The organism is Bradyrhizobium sp. AZCC 1578, from assembly GCF_036924675.1.
Classification (GTDB): Bacteria; Pseudomonadota; Alphaproteobacteria; order Rhizobiales; family Xanthobacteraceae; genus Bradyrhizobium.
Window position 1 is genome coordinate 2413728 of sequence record NZ_JAZHRZ010000001.1, and the last position, 15448, is coordinate 2429175.

At 62.7% G+C, this 15448-nt stretch carries 17 protein-coding genes; 10 read left to right on the forward strand and 7 right to left on the reverse strand.

Annotated elements, in window-relative coordinates; all coding sequences use genetic code 11:
- Positions 1-106 precede the first annotated feature (106 nt).
- A complete protein-coding gene (locus tag V1290_RS11780) occupies positions 107-1459 on the forward strand; it encodes a malonyl-CoA decarboxylase (RefSeq protein ID WP_334364554.1) in 1353 nt (450 codons plus the stop codon).
- Positions 1460-1480: 21 nt separating this feature from the next.
- Positions 1481-1912 carry a GNAT family N-acetyltransferase gene (locus V1290_RS11785; protein WP_334364555.1) on the forward strand — a complete coding sequence of 144 codons (432 nt, stop codon included), beginning with the start codon at positions 1481-1483 and terminating at the stop codon, positions 1910-1912.
- 14 nt (positions 1913-1926) lie between these two features.
- On the opposite strand, the gene serA is transcribed toward V1290_RS11785, so the two are convergent.
- From serA to V1290_RS11820, 7 genes are all read right to left on the reverse strand, one after another.
- Positions 1927-3186, reverse strand: coding sequence for a phosphoglycerate dehydrogenase (serA, locus tag V1290_RS11790; RefSeq protein ID WP_334364556.1), 1260 nt, complete (start codon positions 3184-3186; stop codon positions 1927-1929).
- A 343-nt stretch (positions 3187-3529) separates the two neighbouring features.
- Positions 3530-3778 carry a DUF3297 family protein gene (locus V1290_RS11795; protein WP_057841831.1) on the reverse strand — a complete coding sequence of 83 codons (249 nt, stop codon included), beginning with the start codon at positions 3776-3778 and terminating at the stop codon, positions 3530-3532.
- A gap of 17 nt (positions 3779-3795) precedes the next feature.
- Positions 3796-4272 carry a glutathione peroxidase gene (locus tag V1290_RS11800; protein ID WP_334364557.1) on the reverse strand — a complete coding sequence of 159 codons (477 nt, stop codon included), beginning with the start codon at positions 4270-4272 and terminating at the stop codon, positions 3796-3798.
- A gap of 68 nt (positions 4273-4340) precedes the next feature.
- Positions 4341-5732, reverse strand: coding sequence for an amidase family protein (locus tag V1290_RS11805; RefSeq protein WP_334364558.1), 1392 nt, complete (start codon positions 5730-5732; stop codon positions 4341-4343).
- Between the two features lie 72 nt (positions 5733-5804).
- A complete protein-coding gene (locus V1290_RS11810) occupies positions 5805-6371 on the reverse strand; it encodes a c-type cytochrome (RefSeq protein ID WP_334364559.1) in 567 nt (188 codons plus the stop codon).
- A 130-nt stretch (positions 6372-6501) separates the two neighbouring features.
- Positions 6502-7914 carry a PQQ-dependent sugar dehydrogenase gene (locus V1290_RS11815; protein WP_442894983.1) on the reverse strand — a complete coding sequence of 471 codons (1413 nt, stop codon included), beginning with the start codon at positions 7912-7914 and terminating at the stop codon, positions 6502-6504.
- Between the two features lie 176 nt (positions 7915-8090).
- On the reverse strand, positions 8091-8348 hold the full coding sequence (locus V1290_RS11820) for a DUF6894 family protein (protein WP_028347078.1): 258 nt from the start codon (positions 8346-8348) through the stop codon (positions 8091-8093).
- Between the two features lie 305 nt (positions 8349-8653).
- On the opposite strand from V1290_RS11820, the gene pqqA reads away from it, so the two are divergent.
- From pqqA to chrA, 8 genes are all read left to right on the forward strand, one after another.
- Entirely contained in the window at positions 8654-8734 is an 81-nt protein-coding gene (gene pqqA / locus V1290_RS11825) for a pyrroloquinoline quinone precursor peptide PqqA (protein WP_082637312.1), read from the forward strand.
- 143 nt (positions 8735-8877) lie between these two features.
- Positions 8878-9807, forward strand: coding sequence for a pyrroloquinoline quinone biosynthesis protein PqqB (gene pqqB, locus V1290_RS11830; protein ID WP_057841834.1), 930 nt, complete (start codon positions 8878-8880; stop codon positions 9805-9807).
- A gap of 20 nt (positions 9808-9827) precedes the next feature.
- Positions 9828-10583 carry a pyrroloquinoline-quinone synthase PqqC gene (pqqC, locus tag V1290_RS11835; RefSeq protein ID WP_334369004.1) on the forward strand — a complete coding sequence of 252 codons (756 nt, stop codon included), beginning with the start codon at positions 9828-9830 and terminating at the stop codon, positions 10581-10583.
- Positions 10584-10625: 42 nt separating this feature from the next.
- Positions 10626-10937, forward strand: coding sequence for a pyrroloquinoline quinone biosynthesis peptide chaperone PqqD (gene pqqD, locus V1290_RS11840; RefSeq protein WP_334364560.1), 312 nt, complete (start codon positions 10626-10628; stop codon positions 10935-10937).
- Positions 10934-12142: a pyrroloquinoline quinone biosynthesis protein PqqE gene (gene pqqE, locus V1290_RS11845; protein ID WP_334364561.1), complete on the forward strand. Its 1209-nt coding sequence runs from the start codon at positions 10934-10936 to the stop codon at positions 12140-12142. The genes pqqD and pqqE overlap by 4 nt, the downstream gene beginning before the upstream one ends.
- Complete coding sequence (gene pip, locus V1290_RS11850; RefSeq protein WP_334364562.1) at positions 12132-13118, forward strand: prolyl aminopeptidase; 987 nt, start codon at positions 12132-12134, stop codon at positions 13116-13118. Before pqqE ends, pip begins: the two co-directional genes overlap by 11 nt.
- A gap of 11 nt (positions 13119-13129) precedes the next feature.
- Positions 13130-13795, forward strand: coding sequence for a hypothetical protein (locus V1290_RS11855; protein ID WP_334364563.1), 666 nt, complete (start codon positions 13130-13132; stop codon positions 13793-13795).
- A 430-nt stretch (positions 13796-14225) separates the two neighbouring features.
- A complete protein-coding gene (chrA, locus tag V1290_RS11860; protein ID WP_334364564.1) occupies positions 14226-15425 on the forward strand; it encodes a chromate efflux transporter in 1200 nt (399 codons plus the stop codon).
- Positions 15426-15448 lie beyond the last annotated feature (23 nt).

Here is a 15448-nt window from a genome sequence, read left to right on the forward strand (position 1 = left end):
GAGGCGATGGCGGGGCATGACGACCTGGACTTCTTGATTGTGATCGGCACCGACCTAAATCCCATGTAAGATTCCGCAAAACCCCCCGCTGGATTCGACCCGCCACATGGCCAATGCCTTTTTCTCCGATCTTCTCGCGACGATATCAGAACGCGGCCGTACACTGCTGCGGCGGGCCGGACCGTCCGACGACGGCCAGGACGCTTCGGAGCTGATCGAGTTATGTGAAGCGCTGCTGTCGGGCCGCGGCGAAGCCTCCGGCACCGCGATGGCGCGCGAGGTGCTCGATCGCTACCACGATCTCGACGCCGCCGGCCGGCTCACCTTCTTCGAAACGCTGGCCCGCAACTTCGGCCCCGACCGCGAGAAGCTGTCGCAGGCGATCGAGAGCTGGCGCAGCCAGCCGAATGACAGCGATGCCAGCGACCTTCATTTTGCGTCCGAGCCGCGTCGGCAGGAGCTGATCCGCCGGCTCAACCGTGCGCCCGGCGGCACCAGCGAGCTGGTGGCGATGCGCGCCGACCTGCTTTCCTTGATGAAGGGCAACAAGGATCTGGCCGCGCTCGATCGCGACGTGGTGCATTTGCTGTCTTCTTGGTTCAACAGGGGATTTCTCGTGCTGCGAAGGATAGACTGGTCGACGCCGGCCAATATTCTGGAACAGATCATTCGCTATGAAGCCGTGCACGAAATCCGCGACTGGAACGATTTGCGCCGCCGCATAGATCCCGTCGACCGGCGGTGCTACGCCTTCTTCCATCCCCAGCTCAACGACGAACCGCTGATCTTCGTCGAGGTCGCGCTGACCGAGACAATTCCGACCGCGATCGCACCGCTGCTTGCCGCCGAACGGCAACCGGTGCCGATCGAACGCGCGCGCACCGCCGTGTTCTATTCGATCTCGAATACGCAGAAAGGGCTTGGCGGCATTTCCTTCGGCAGCTTCCTGATCAAGCAGGTGGTCGAGGAGTTGCGGCGCGAACTGCCGAAGCTCGACACCTTCATCACGCTGTCGCCGGTGCCGGGCTTCATGCAATGGCTGAAACAGGCCGACGATGTTCCGCTGGGCGATGAGGAGCGGATACTGCTCGAAAGCCTCGACAAGCCGGACTGGTTCGAGAACGACGAACTGACCGCGCAATTGCGCACCGTGCTGGAACCGCTGGCGGCGTACTATTTCCTGAAAGCCCGCACACCGAAGGGCCGACTGGTCGATTCGGTGGCCCGCTTCCACATCGGCAACGGCGCACGGCTGGAGAAGATCGACTGGCTCGGCGACCTCTCGCCCAAGGGCCTGCGGGAATCTGCAGGCATCATGGTCAATTACCTCTACCGGCTCGAGGACATCGAGAAGAACCACGAGGCCTACGCCAACCAGGGCGAGATCGCCGCCTCCAGCACGGTGAAGAAACTGCTGAAGACCGAGGGGCGGCGGTTATTGGACATGCGGCTGTCATAGGACGGCGCGGAGCCCTTCGCGATGACGGTCATTTGGAGCGACAGCCGCGACGGCGTGGACTGGCAGGAACTCGAAGCGCTCTATCGGGCTGCCCCGCTCGGCACCAAGAACGCGGCCGATCTCGAAGTGGTGTTCGGCAACAGCATGTTCTGCTGCTTTGCCCGCGATGGCGACCGCCTCGTCGGCGCCGGTCGCGTCCTGGCTGACGGACGCGATTGCGCGTATCTTTGCGACGTCGCGGTTTTGCCGAGCCATCAAGGAACAGGTCTCGGAAAACAGCTTATCGAAAGACTGCTCGCCAAATCACAAGGACACGCGAAGATAATCCTCTATGCGGTCGCGGGCCGCGAGCCGTTGTATGCGAAGTTCGGCTTCCTGCGGATGAAGACCGCGATGGCCATTTTCAGGAACAGGCAATCAGCCATCGAGAAGGGGTTATTGTCCGAGGGCTGATCTGGGAATCCGTCTCAGGACTTGTACTCATAGAGCAACCGGGCTCGGATGGTGCCTTCCAGCGCCCGGATGTCCGCGAGCACGCGCTGGCCGTCGGCGGCCGAGGCATCGACGTCCAGCACCACGTAGCCGACGTCGTGCGCGGTCTCGTAATATTGCGCGGCGATGTTGACGGCATGACGCGCCAGCACTTCATTCAAACGCCCGAGCATTCCCGGCAGGTTGCGCTGCACCTGAATGAAACGCGTGCCTGACGGCCGCGGCGGCAATTGAACCTGCGGGAAGTTGACGGCGCCCATGGTCGAGCCGGAATCGCTGTAATCGACCAGCTTGCGCGCGACTTCGGCGCCGATACGCTCCTGCGCCTCCTCGGTCGAACCGCCGATATGCGGCGTCAGGATGACGTTCTCCAGGCCCTGCAGCGGCGAGACGAAGCGCTCGGAGTTCGAGCGCGGCTCGACCGGAAAGACGTCGACTGCGGCGCCGCGGAGCCGGTTTTCCCGCAGCGCCTCGGCGAGCGCCTCGAGGTCCACGACAGTGCCGCGGCTGTTGTTGATGAAATACGCGCCATGCTTGATCGCGCGAATCTCCTCGCGCCCGATCATGCCGTTCGTGGCGGGAGTTTCCGGCACATGCAGGCTCACGACATCGCTTTGCGTCAGAAGCTCATGCAGGCTCGCGGTCGGCTCGGTGTTGCCGTGACGAAGCCTGTCGGTGTGATCATAAAAGATCACCCGCATGCCCAGCGCTTCCGCGAGGTTGGAGAGCTGCGAGCCGATATTGCCGTAACCGATGATGCCGAGCGTCTTGCCCCTCACCTCATAGCTGTCGTTGGCCGACTTGTCCCAACGTCCCTCATGGGCGGCGTTGGAGCGCGCGACGATCCGGCGCAGCAGGACGACGATCTCGCCGATTACAAGTTCTGCCACGCTCCGCGTGTTGGAGAACGGCGCGTTGAACACCGGAATCCCGCTCCGGCGCGCGGCCTCAATGTCCACCTGGTTGGTGCCGACGCTGAAACATCCGACCGCGATCAGGCGGTCCGCAGCGTCGAGAACCTCCTTGGTGATTTGCGTGCGCGAGCGGATGCCGAGCAGATGCACCCCCTTGATGGCCTCTTTCAGCGCATCGCCCTCGAGCGCCTTGGACAGGCGTGTCATGTTGGAATAGCCGGCAGTTTCGATTATCTGCACGGCGCTGTCGTTGACACCTTCAAGGAGCAAGACGCGGATCTTGTCCTTCGCAAGCGAGAGTTGGGGAAGCGTGGTGGCCAAGATCGCGGCGTCCTTCAACGATGGATGAGCGGTAAACTGGCGGCCCGGAAATCCATGATCGGCGCCAGAGCGAATGCCCTGTCCAGGCCACCGATTCCAGTCTTTCCTATGGCATCCGGCCCTACGCCGCCAGCGCCTTCATCTCGGCATAGAGATCGGATTTTCCCTCCCGGCCATGGCGTTCGGCGAGTAGCCGGAACAGCGGCTTCCCTGCGATCTTCGCCACCGCGTCCCTTCTGCCGTCATTGCGAGCGAAGCGAAGCAATCCATCGAGCCGCGCATACGGATGGATGGATTGCTTCGTCGCTTCGCTCCTCGCAATGACGGTTGATGCAGATTTGGCTCAAGACTTCGCCTTGTCGCGGAAATACGGCTCGACCGGGCCGTGCACCTTGATGGTCAGCGGATTGCCGTAGCGATCCTTGGCATTGCCTGCGGTGACGCGCACCCAGCCCTCGCTGATGCAATATTCCTCTACATTGGTCTTCTCGACGCCCTTGAAGCGAATGCCGACGTCGCGCGCGAGGATCTCGGCGTTGTAGTACGGGCTGCTCGGATCGACCGAAAGACGGTCGGGGAATTGGTCGCTCATTGCTTTGTTGGTCTCGTTCACAGCAGTGCCTCGATTTCTCTTCTGATTCCCTCGGGCGTCGCGGTTGGGGCGTAGCGCCCGACCACCCTGCCCGAGCGGTCGACCAGGAATTTGGTGAAATTCCATTTGATCGACGGACCCAACAGCCCCGATTTCGCGTTCTTCAGATGGTTGAACAACGGATGCGCATGGCTGCCGTTGACGTCGATCTTGGCGAACATCGGAAACGTTACGTCATATTTGCCTGCGCAAAATTGCTCAATCTGCTTGGCATCGCCCGGTTCCTGCCCGCCGAACTGGTTGCAGGGAAACCCGAGCACCGCAAAGCCGCGTGGCGCCAGTTCACGATGCAACTGCTCCAGGCCCTTGTATTGCGGCGTGAACCCGCAGGCGCTGGCAGTATTGACGATCAGGAGCACCTGATCCTCGAACCGCTTCAGCGGAATGTCTTCGCCGGTAAGCGACTGCGCCGTAAAATCATAAACGCCTGACATCGTCCTCTCTATTGTCACCGGAGCATGATCTTATCCGAAAACCGGTACCCACTTTTCGGGATCATGCTCTAGCTCGCCGGATCGATCGCTGCCGAAGGCGTTCCGCCGGCTTCCACCGCCTCGCCTGCGGCGAGACAGAGATCTTCGCGATAGCGCCCGGAAACCAGTTGCACGCCGACGGGAACGCGTCCGACCAGTCCGGTCGAAACCGTTAGCCCGGGCAGGCCCATGAAGGGAATGGCGATCTGCGGCAATTGCGCATGCCAGACGCGCGCAAACGACGCCTCGTCCTTGCGGTCGAGCTGATCGGGGAACGGCAATTCGCCCGATACCGGCATCAGCAGCACGGCATATTGTTCGAAGAACCCCAGCCATTCGCGGGTCAGCGTCGCACGCCGTGTCAGCGCTTTCGACAGGTCGAAGGGATGCACTTTCGCGCGGTTGCCGCGCAGGCACGCCAGCGCGCCGGGATCGCCTTCGCGCTCGGCGGCTTCCAACTGCGCCTCATAGCCGTCGCCGAGCCAGAGTTTCGTCTGCAGATCGGCGGCCTCGCGCAGCGGCGGCGTGTCGGCGATTTCCTCGACGATCCAGCCCGCGCGCTCGAGCCGCTTGCCGGCGTCCACCACCGCAGCTTTGACTTCAGGTACAGGATCAAGGCCGCCAGGGTTGAGGCACATCGCGACGCGCCTCGGCATTGCCGGCCCTTCGAGCGGCGCCGGCACCCACCAGGGATCGCGATAATCCTGCGCCGACATCGCAGCCAGCGCGATCCTGATATCGCCGATGGTGCGGGCCAGCGGGCCCGACACGGCGCTGATCTGCGGCCCGATCGGCCGTTCGGGGAGCGCCGCGTTGAACGCCGCGATGCGTCCCATGGTCGGCCGCAAGCCGTGCACGCCACAGGCGTAAGCCGGATAGCGGATCGATCCCGCAATGTCGGTGCCGTGCGCGATATGCCCGATGCCCGCTGCGACCGCAGCACCTGCACCGCCGGACGAGCCGCCGGGGGTGATGCCGGGGTCACGGGGATTCTTGGTGTCGCCATGGATGAGGTTGGTGGTGAACCAGCGATAGGAGAACGCAGGGCAATTGGTGCGACCAAGAATGACCGCGCCGGATTTGCGCAAATTGTCGATCACCGGGCTGTTGCTCTTGGCGATCGCGTCGCGCTGCAGCTTCAGCCCGTTGGTGGTGGGAAAACCTTGCTGGTCGATATTGACTTTCACGGTAACAGGCACACCGCCCAGCGGACCGGCATCCTCGCCGCGCCCGATCGCGGCATCGATGGCGGCAGCCTGAGAAAGAACGTCCTCGGGCCTGTGGTCAACGACAGCATTGATTTTGGGATTGACCGCGTCGAGCCGCGCCAGCGCCGCGGTCGCCGCCTCTTTCGCCGAGACTTTTTTCGACCTGATCAGTGAGGCCATTTCCGCAGCCGACAGTCGCCATAGCTCTTGCATGCAAAACTCCATCCAATTGCCGCCCTTGTAGCGCCGCGCGCCGGGCAATGCCAGCGGGGCCGCCGCCCGGATTTAGCGCATATGGGCAATGTAATAGGCGAGATCGGCGATCTGCTCCGGCGAGATCGGCGCCATCACGTCGGCCATGCTGGCGTCGTAGCCGTGGCGGCTATTGTCTTTGTACTCGCCAAGCGTCTTGGCAAGATAATCCTCGCGCTGGTTGGCGATGCGCGGGACGTTTTCCTTGCCGGCGAGGTCGCCGTTATGGCAGCTATCGCAGCGATGCTGCCGCACCAGCGCCTGGCCGCGCTGCATCCGCGCCGGATCGCCATTTTCCCCTGGCGGCTCAGGCTTCGGCATCTTGGCGATGAAGTCCGAGAAAAGGCGGAGATCGTCGTCGGTCAGCGGCTTCGTCATCTCATTCATCGGCTCGAAGACGCGCAACTTCTCGCGGAACATGAAAAGCTGGATCAGCGTATAGGGCGCCTGCTGGCCGCCAAGCGACGGCGTGTTTTCGGTTTCCGATTGGCCTTTCTCGCCATGACAGGCGAGGCACGGCGCGATGCGTTGTTCGATGGTTTCGGCGCTTGCTGATAAGGCGATAGAGGCAAACGCCAGCGCCATTATTGTTTTACGCATCGGCCTTTTCCCGGCACTGTCGTCATTCCGGGGCGATGCGAAGCATCGAACCCGGAATCTCGAAATTCCGGGTCTGGTGCTTACGCACCATCCGGAATGACTGCTACTCGCAATGACGGTTGTTGCTGGACTACGACTTGCCCGCCGTCTTCTGCTTGCCGTAGGTGATGCGATAGACGGCGCCGTTGTAGTCGTCGGAGACCAGCAGCGAACCGTCCTTCATCTGCAGCACGTCGACCGGACGGCCGATATACTTGTTGTCTTCCAGGAAGCCGGTGAGGAACGGCTCCAGCGACTTCATGGTGCCGTCCTTGTTCAGCTTGGCAATGACGACATCGCCGCCAACCTTCTTGGAGCGGTTCCAGGAGCCGTGCCGGGCGATGATCGCCGCGTTCTTGTAGGCTTTCGGGAACATGTTGCCGGTGTAGAAGCGCATGCCGAGCGCTGCGGAATGCGGGCCCAACAGCCCTACCGGCGCGGTGTATTCGTCGCAGGATTTGCCCCAGCCGAACTCGGGATCGACGATGTTGCCCTGCAGGCAGAACGGCGCGCCGAAATGTTCGCCGACTTTGGTGATCCGGTTCAGCTCGTCCTCGGGCACGTCTTCCGACATCCAGTCGCGACCGTTGTCGGTGAAGTAGAGCTGCTTGGTCTCCGGATGCCAATCGAAGCCGACGGTGTGGCGCAGGCCCCGGGCGATCACTTCCGCGCCCGAACCGTCAAAATTCATCCGGCGGAGCAGGCCATGCTCGTCATCGTTGAGCACGTTGTTGCCGGGCTGGCCGACGGGAGCGTAGAGCTTGTTGTCGGGACCGATGGCGATGAACTTCCAGCCATGGGCCTCATCCTTCGGCAGCTTGTCGAAGATCACGGTCGGCTTCGGCGGGTTATCCAGATTGTCTTCGACCTTCTCGATCTTGGAAATCTTGGACAGTTCAGCGATGTAGAGCGTGCCGTCCTTGAAGGCGACGCCGTTCGGCCGGTACAGGCCGGAAGCCAGCACCTTGACCTCGCGCTTGCCGTCCTTGTTGACGATGGCATAGACCTTGTCGACGAGGCGGCTGCCGACGAACACCGTGCCCTTGTCGCCAAGCGCGAGCGAGCGGGCATTCGCCATGCCGGCGGCATAGACCTCGATGTTGAAGCCGGCCGGCACCTTGAGCTTTGCCGTCGGCAGCTTGTCCGGCGCCGCGGGGATCGGCGGCGGCGCGATCGGCGCCAGCTTGGCGGCGGCATCGTTGCCCGCGGGACGTCCGATCAGCGGCGATCCCGGCGGAAGCGAGGGTGATGCCGCGGTACCGGCGGGCGGCGGCGCGCCGGCAGCCGGCGGCGTAGCAGGCTGCTGAGCGGCAGGTGGTTCGGCGGGCTGCTGGGCGGCAGCCGGCGGTTCGGCGGACTGCTGGGCGGCAGCCGGCGGTTCGGCGGGCTGCTGGGCGGCAGCCGGCGGTTCGGCGGACTGCTGGGCAGCCGCGCTTAGTATGAAGGCACTCAGGAATGCGCCGGACAGCAGCACGCTGCGCGGCACCGACAAATAGCTCATCATGGGCGTTCTCCCTGGCGGAAGCCTCTCTCTTCGCGCGGGCTCGCACCGGCGCCGGAGGCTTTCCGGCCGGCACTCTCCAATATTTATCCGCCGGTGCGCAATCGCAAAACTTGCGCCCGGAAGTTGCATCGCAAAACCGAGCGAACACGAAGCTCCGACGCCGGTACAGCGCGCCGTCAGTGCCTGGTGATAGGACCGCCAGGCGCATCTAGAATCGCTTCGGCGAACGGAAACTCCAGCACGATCTCGCCATCGTCGTCGGTGACTTCGATGGTGGCGCTGAGAAGCGCACCGTCGGCGCCATCGGTCTTGAGCAGTTCCCGGATCATGGCACGCGCCATTTCCCAGGCGCGATCGGGATCCCTGAGCACTTCGCCGTCGGGATCGGAAATCAGCTCATCGCCGATACGGGTGTTGAAGTAATATCGCGGCATCGGCGGAAACCTGGCTCCCAGTTGAGCCCCCGCAACCGGAAGGCCCATCTCACACGTTCTTTATCCGGAGCCGGCAGCGCTCCGTCGCACTCAGAATTGCCATTCGCGGTGGTGCGAACAACCGCGAAACGCTTGATCCCACGCTGTTTTGACCAAGGCCCTCCGCACAACTCCGTGACTTGTTCTTTGCGGCGCAGCATAAACAAATAGGGGTTCCAGGCAAAAGATTTAACTGGCGAACTTTTTGATCCGCAGTACTTTAACCAGCGAGGGCGGAAGTCGTCCGGTAGCAAAAGGAGCACCAAATGGCCTGGAAGGCACCGAAAATCGCCGAAGTATCGGTCGGCATGGAAATCAACATGTATATGTGCGCCACCCGCAAGTAAGCGGCAGCGCGTATCAAATCTCACGCAGGTGGACTTCCAGACCTGACGCGTTCCGCGAGTGCGGAATTGTGTCCGAGGCTGGTATCCACCTCGTGGCGTTTTTGGTTTGTATCTTCGAGTTTCGAATCTCCAGGAGACGGATCATGCTTCGCGTCGTCGTCCTGGGCGCCGCGGCTGGCGGCGGAGTTCCGCAGTGGAATTGCGGATGCCCGGTGTGCCGGAAAGCACGAAGCGATCATCCCGAATTGCGGAGCACCCAGGCCTCGATCGCGGTCAGCGCCGACGGGGAGCACTGGTTTCTCGTCAACGCCTCGCCCGACCTTCGCCAGCAGGTGACCGCAACGCCGCCGCTTCATCCCCGGGCTGGACAGCTCAGGCACAGCCCGATCGCCGGCGTGATCCTGACCAATGGCGAAATCGACGCCGTCGCGGGACTGTTGTCGATGCGCGAGGGTTCGCCGTTTACGCTCTATGCGCATGAACGGGTACTTGCGATTCTCAGATCCAACAGCATCTTCAATGTGCTGAACGAGAAAAACGTGAAGCGGCAGCCGATCGAGGTCGACAAGGCGTTCGAGCCGGCGCTGCCCGACGGCAAGCCGTCAGGCATTGAGGTGCTTCCGTTCGCGGTTCCCGGCAAGGGCGCGTGGTATCTCGAAGGCAAGGCGCATCCGGCAGGCGGCGACGGCGCGGGCGACACGCTGGGCTTGCGGATTCTGGACAAAGGAAGCGGCAAGTATTTCTATTTCCTGGCCGCCTGCGCACGCGTGACCGACGATCTCAAATCGCGCCTTTCGGGCGCTGCACTGGTGTTCTTTGACGGCACCGTGTGGCGCGACGATGAATTGATCGCAGCCGGCCTCGGCACCAAGACGGGACAAAGCATGGGCCATATTTCGATGTCGGGCGATCATGGCGCGATCGAGAGCCTCGCCGATCTCGACGTTGGAACGAAGGTGTTCCTGCATATCAACAACTCCAACCCCGCTCTGCTGCGCGGCTCGGACGAGCGCAAGGCCGTGGAGCAGGCAGGCTGGCACATCCCCGCTGACGGAACGGAGATCAAGCTGTGAACGTCGTCGCTGCACCCGCAATGACCGCCCTATCGATCGGCAAGGGCATTACGCTCGATAGCGCCGAGGAACTGGAGGCGACCCTCCGCCATATCGGCGCAACGCGCTATCACAGCTTGCATCCGTTCCATCGGCTGTTGCATGGCGGCAAGCTCAACAAGGGACAGGTGCAGGCCTGGGCACTGAACCGCTATTATTACCAGAGCACGATCCCGCTGAAGGATGCGATGGTGATCTCGCGGTTCCGCGACCGTGCGACCCGGATCGAATGGCGGCACCGCATCGAGGATCACGACGGCGATGTGGGCAGCGAAGGCGGCATCGAGCGCTGGCTCAAACTGACCGAGGGGCTCGGTCTCGACAGCGCCTATGTGGAATCGACCGAAGGCATCCTGCCGGCAACGCGATTTGCGGTGGAGGCCTATGTGCATTTCTGCCGCGACAAGACGCCACTGGAGGCCATCGCTTCCTCGCTTACGGAACTGTTCGCGCCGAACCTGCACGAGGAGCGCATCTCCGGGATGCTGCAGCACTATGATTTCGTCAATCCTGACATCATGAGCTATTTCAGCCGCCGCCTGACCCAGGCGACGCGCGATGCCGGTTTTGCGCTGGAATACGTCAAGGCGAACGCAAAAACGCCGGCCGAGCGCGAGGCGGTCTGCAACGCGCTGATCTTCAAGACCAATGTGCTATGGGTTCAGCTCGACGCGCTGTATCATGCCTATGTCGAGGGCCACATACCGCCCGGGGCATTCGTGCCCCAAGGAAACTAACACGGAAACTAACGAGGAAACCGACAAAGGAACTGGCGATCGATGGCTGCAGGCCGCAACATCAGTGTGAGCGAGGCGAGCCGGCCGAAATTGCCGCGCCACGCTCGCTTGAAGTTCGATGAGACGCGCCAGGTCTGGGTGATCCTGGCGCCGGAGCGGGTGCTGGCGCCGGATGAGATCGCAGTTGAGGTATTGCAACTTTGCGACGGCGTGCGCAGCGTCGCCGACATGGTCGACCAGCTCGCAGCCAAATATGCCGCGCCGCGCGAGGCGATTTTGACCGACGTCGTCGCCATGCTGCAGGACCTCGCCGACAAGGGCTTTCTGACTGAAGCGCGTGAGAAGACGTCATGACCGACATCCTCGCAGACGGCAAAACAGCCAGCGCCGCGCCCAGTGACGGGCTCGCGGTGCTCGAGCAGAAGCGTTCGACCGCGGAGACGTTCGGCATTCCGCTTGCCGTGCTCGCCGAACTGACGCACCGCTGCCCGCTGCAGTGCCCCTATTGCTCCAACCCGGTTGAGCTCGACCGCGGCAGCAGCGAATTGACTACAGAAGAATGGAAGAAGGTCTTGAGCGAGCTCGCCGAAATCGGTGTGCTGCAAATCCATTTCTCCGGCGGCGAGCCGACCGCGCGCAAGGACTTGGTGGAATTGGTGCAGCACGCGACCGATGTCGGGCTGTACAGCAATCTCATCACCTCGGCGGTGCTGCTGAACAGGGAAAAGCTTTCGGCGCTTGCCGATGCCGGGCTCTGCCATGTGCAGATCAGCTTCCAGGGCAACGAGCCGATCGTGGCGGACCGCGTCGCAGGGCTGAAAAATGCGCATGAGAAAAAACTTGAAGTCGCTAAATGGACGCGCGAACTCGACCTGCCGCTGACAGTCAACGCGGTCATGCACCGTCAGAATTTGCACCAGCTCTCCGACATCATCCAGATGGCGGTCGATCTCGACGCCGACCGGCTGGAAGTCGCCAACGTCCAATATTACGGTTGGGCCTTGAAGAACCGCGCGGCGCTGATGCCGACGCTCGAACAGATCGAGGAAACCAGCCGGATCGTCGAGGAAGCCGCGACGCGCCTGAAGGGCATCCTCGCCATCGACTATGTCGTTCCGGATTATTACGCGCTGCGGCCGAAGAAGTGCATGGGCGGCTGGGGCCGGCAGTTTTTCAACATCTCGCCCGCGGGCAAGGTGCTGCCCTGCCACGCCGCGGAAAGCATCACCGGGCTCGAATTCGAATCCGTACGCTCAAACCATTCGATCGCCTGGATCTGGCAGAACTCGGAAGCCTTCAACCGCTATCGCGGCACCGGCTGGATGCCCGAGCCGTGCAAGAGCTGCGAGTTCCGCGAGATCGATTTCGGCGGCTGCCGCTGCCAGGCTTTTGCGCTGACGGGTGACGCCGGCAATACCGATCCGGCCTGCACGCTGTCGCCGATGCACGAGCAGATCTTCAAGGATGCCGAACGCGAGGCCGCCGCGCACCAGGACCGCTTCCTCTACCGCAATTTCGCCGGCGGCACGCTGGAGACGGAAGGCGAGCATGGCGCCTGATGCCGATGCCGGCAAGTCCATCAAACGCGCCGACCCCTTTGCGCCGCTGACGTCGGAGCAGTTCGCGGTCGGTGACGATCACGACATCTACGTCGAGAGCATCGGCCGGCCTGATGGCACTCCAGCGGTCTATCTGCATGGCGGGCCCGGCAGTGGCTGCCAGCCCGATCATCGCCGGCTGTTCGATCCCGAACGTTTTCATGCGGTGCTGTTCGACCAGCGCGGTGCCGGACGCAGCCGCCCCAAGGGTCGTCGCGAAGCCAACACGCTGCCGCATCTGATCACCGACATGGAAATGATCCGCGAGAAGTTCGGCTTTCAGCGCTGGATGGTCGTCGGCGGCTCCTGGGGCGCGACGTTGGCGCTGGCCTATGCGCAGGCCCATCCCGACCGCGTCAGCGGCATCGTGCTTCGCGCTACTTTCCTGGGCACATCAGAGGAAATCGAAAACGGCTTTCTAAAAGTGCTGCCGCGGTTCTATCCTGGGCTTTACGACGACTTCATGAGCGTGTTGCCGGAAGGCGAGCGCGCGCAACCGCTGCAGGCCTATTTCCGCCGCATCCTCGATTCCAATCCCGACGTGCATATTCCTGCCGCGCGGGCATGGGGCGAAACCGAACGCATACTTTCCGAACACACGCCGAACCGCACGCGCCTCGACCGCTCAACGCTGAATTCATCGCGCGGCCTGCCGACAACGCCCTTCATGGAAGCGCATTACTTTGCCAATGACTGCTTCATGCAATCGAACCAGTTGTTGCGGGAAGCGGGTAAGCTCAAAGGCATTCCCGGCATCATCGTGCAGGGCCGTTATGATCTGCTGTGCCCGCCTGCGACCTCGCATGCGGTTGCTGCCGTGTGGCAGGAAGCCGAAATCCGCTTTGTCGAGGGCGCCGGCCACACGCTGTACGATCCGGGCGTCCGCGACACCGTAATGAAGGCAATCGCGGACATGGCGTCCCAAGCCAGCAAATAGGAAGCAAGAAAATGCCGATCGCCGGAAAGGGCATGCTGCTGACGTCGATGAATATCGATGCCGAGCACGAAGCCGAGTTCAATCGCTGGTACGATCGCGAACACCTCGAAGAGCGTGTCGCCATCAACGGCTTCCTCGAAGCCCGCCGCTACGTCGCCCACGACGGCAACCCGAAGTATCTCAGCCTCTATTCCACCGAAACGTTCGAGGTGCTGGACAGCCCGGACTATCGCGCGGCGCTCGCCAACCAGACGGCGTGGTCGAACGCCAATATCGCCCGCTTCCAGAACATGATCCGGGCGGTGGCGCGCATCACGATCAGCCGCGGCACCGGCCGCGGCGCCGCGCTCGGCATCGTCAGGTTGCGGCCCACCGGCGATGGCGAGGAGAAACTGCGCGCCGCGCTGAGCGAACATCTCGATCCCGCAGAGCTTGACGGTATTATTTCCCTGCACCTGATCGAGAGCGACCCGGCGCTGTCGAAGCCGATCACCGATGATCCGTCCGCGCCCAATCCCGGCGCCGGCGACTGGTTCGTGCTGATCGATGCGACCGATGTCGGCGCGGTGCCTGCGGCCATGTTGCGCTTTTCCGGCAATATCGCGTTGAAGCCGCTGATCATCTCGAGCGGAATCTACCGGCTGATGTGGGATCTGGCGAAGAGCGATATCGGCTAGGCTCTTTCCCCGCTGCCGATGGTCGCGCGCAGGTACGTGAACCCGGTTGGCGGCTTGATCGCGGCGTTCCGGAACGGTAACTAGCGATGCCGCTCCGTAAAAACCCGGTGAAGGCGTTGTTAACGCGACGTCGAGTAAACCGGTGGCCAAGATTGCTTTCTGGCATGGATTGCCTAGTCCGGAGCGAGTCCGCACGATTGGTGCTTGCGCCAGGCGGCTTCAATTCTTCTTCTCGTAACGGTCGAATGCCTTGATAAGGCAGGTGAGAATTTCTCCCGAAGTCTCTAATATCGCTTTCAGTTACCCTGATGTTATCTCTCAGATGTGCGATGGGCGCGTGGAAGCGCTCCTTCTTGCAGGTGCTGGCGCGATCGATCGGCTGAAGATGCCACATGCATCTACTTTTCAGCCCACACTGGAGTTGCATTGCATGGCGCAAAAGTCCGCGAACAGTATCGCCGAGATTTTCGCCGCCTTCCTCAAATTGGGCCTCACATCGTTCGGCGGGCCGATCGCGCATCTCGGCTACTTCAGGGCGGAGTTCGTCGAGCGGCGAAAATGGCTGAGCGAAAGCAGCTATGCTGACGTCGTTGCGCTCTGCCAATTCCTGCCGGGCCCGGCGTCCAGCCAGGTCGGCTTCGCCCTCGGCGTCCTGCGCGGCAACGGCCTGCTCGGCGGGTTAGCTGCGTGGTTCGCTTTCACCATGCCATCTGCCATCATTCTCTTCGCTTTCGCGCTCGGTGCGAGCATCCTCACTGGCCCGTTTGCCGAAGGCATTCTCCACGGCCTGAAGCTGGTGGCGGTTGCTGTGGTCGCACAGGCCATCTGGGGTATGGCGAGCAGCCTGACGCCGGACCGCGAACGCGCCGCCATCGCGCTTGCCGCCGTTGCGATCGTGGTTTTCGTCGGTGGGTCGTTCGGACAGATCGGCGCCATCGCGCTTGGAGCCTTGGCCGGACTCTGGCTGTGCCGCGGAGGCGGACCCGCTCCAACCGGCCATCTCGGATTCTCCGTATCGCATCGACACGGCGCGGCGGCGCTCGTGCTTTTCGCGGTCTTGTTCCTGGTCACGCCGCTGGTGACAGCAAAAACCGGCTCGCAAGGGCTTGCCCTGTTCGACGCCTTCTATCGTTCCGGCGCCCTGGTGTTCGGCGGCGGCCATGTCGTGCTGCCGCTGCTGCAGGCGGAAGTCGTAACGCCGGGCTGGGTCAGCAACGAGGATTTCCTCGCCGGTTACGGCATGGCGCAAGCAGTGCCCGGACCGCTGTTCACGTTCGCGGCCTATCTCGGCGCCGTCGCAGAGCCCGCCCCCAACGGGCTCGCCGGCGCTTCGATCGCGCTCATCGCCTTATCCCTGCCGGGACTGCTGCTGGTCTACGGCATGCTGCCGTTCTGGGACGCGCTGCGCCTGCGCCCCAAGGCCCAGGCCGCGATGCGCGGCACCAATGCCGCTGTCGTCGGCATCCTTGGCGCCGCGCTCTACAATCCGGTCTGGACCAGCGCCGTGCTCACGCCACGTGACTTCGGCGTCGCGCTGGCCGGCTTCCTGCTGCTGACGGTCTGGAAGCTGCCGCCATGGATTGTCGTCGTCATTCTTGCGACGGCCGGAGCTGCGCTGCGGCTGACCTGACGTCTGCCCGTTCATTCAGCATT

Excerpts from the sequence above, each read along its gene's own strand:
- V1290_RS11780 (WP_334364554.1), top strand. The coding sequence starts at position 107 with ATGGCCAATGCCTTTTTCTCCGATCTTCTCGCGACGATATCAGAACGC.
- V1290_RS11785 (WP_334364555.1), top strand. The coding sequence starts at position 1,481 with ATGACGGTCATTTGGAGCGACAGCCGCGACGGCGTGGACTGGCAGGAA.
- V1290_RS11795 (WP_057841831.1), bottom strand. The coding sequence starts at position 3,778 with ATGAGCGACCAATTCCCCGACCGTCTTTCGGTCGATCCGAGCAGCCCG.
- V1290_RS11800 (WP_334364557.1), bottom strand. The coding sequence starts at position 4,272 with ATGTCAGGCGTTTATGATTTTACGGCGCAGTCGCTTACCGGCGAAGAC.
- V1290_RS11805 (WP_334364558.1), bottom strand. The coding sequence starts at position 5,732 with ATGCAAGAGCTATGGCGACTGTCGGCTGCGGAAATGGCCTCACTGATC.
- V1290_RS11810 (WP_334364559.1), bottom strand. The coding sequence starts at position 6,371 with ATGCGTAAAACAATAATGGCGCTGGCGTTTGCCTCTATCGCCTTATCA.
- V1290_RS11815 (WP_442894983.1), bottom strand. The coding sequence starts at position 7,914 with ATGATGAGCTATTTGTCGGTGCCGCGCAGCGTGCTGCTGTCCGGCGCA.
- V1290_RS11820 (WP_028347078.1), bottom strand. The coding sequence starts at position 8,348 with ATGCCGCGATATTACTTCAACACCCGTATCGGCGATGAGCTGATTTCC.
- pqqA (WP_082637312.1), top strand. The coding sequence starts at position 8,654 with ATGGCCTGGAAGGCACCGAAAATCGCCGAAGTATCGGTCGGCATGGAA.
- pqqB (WP_057841834.1), top strand. The coding sequence starts at position 8,878 with ATGCTTCGCGTCGTCGTCCTGGGCGCCGCGGCTGGCGGCGGAGTTCCG.
- pqqC (WP_334369004.1), top strand. The coding sequence starts at position 9,828 with ATGACCGCCCTATCGATCGGCAAGGGCATTACGCTCGATAGCGCCGAG.
- pqqD (WP_334364560.1), top strand. The coding sequence starts at position 10,626 with ATGGCTGCAGGCCGCAACATCAGTGTGAGCGAGGCGAGCCGGCCGAAA.
- pqqE (WP_334364561.1), top strand. The coding sequence starts at position 10,934 with ATGACCGACATCCTCGCAGACGGCAAAACAGCCAGCGCCGCGCCCAGT.
- pip (WP_334364562.1), top strand. The coding sequence starts at position 12,132 with ATGGCGCCTGATGCCGATGCCGGCAAGTCCATCAAACGCGCCGACCCC.
- V1290_RS11855 (WP_334364563.1), top strand. The coding sequence starts at position 13,130 with ATGCCGATCGCCGGAAAGGGCATGCTGCTGACGTCGATGAATATCGAT.
- chrA (WP_334364564.1), top strand. The coding sequence starts at position 14,226 with ATGGCGCAAAAGTCCGCGAACAGTATCGCCGAGATTTTCGCCGCCTTC.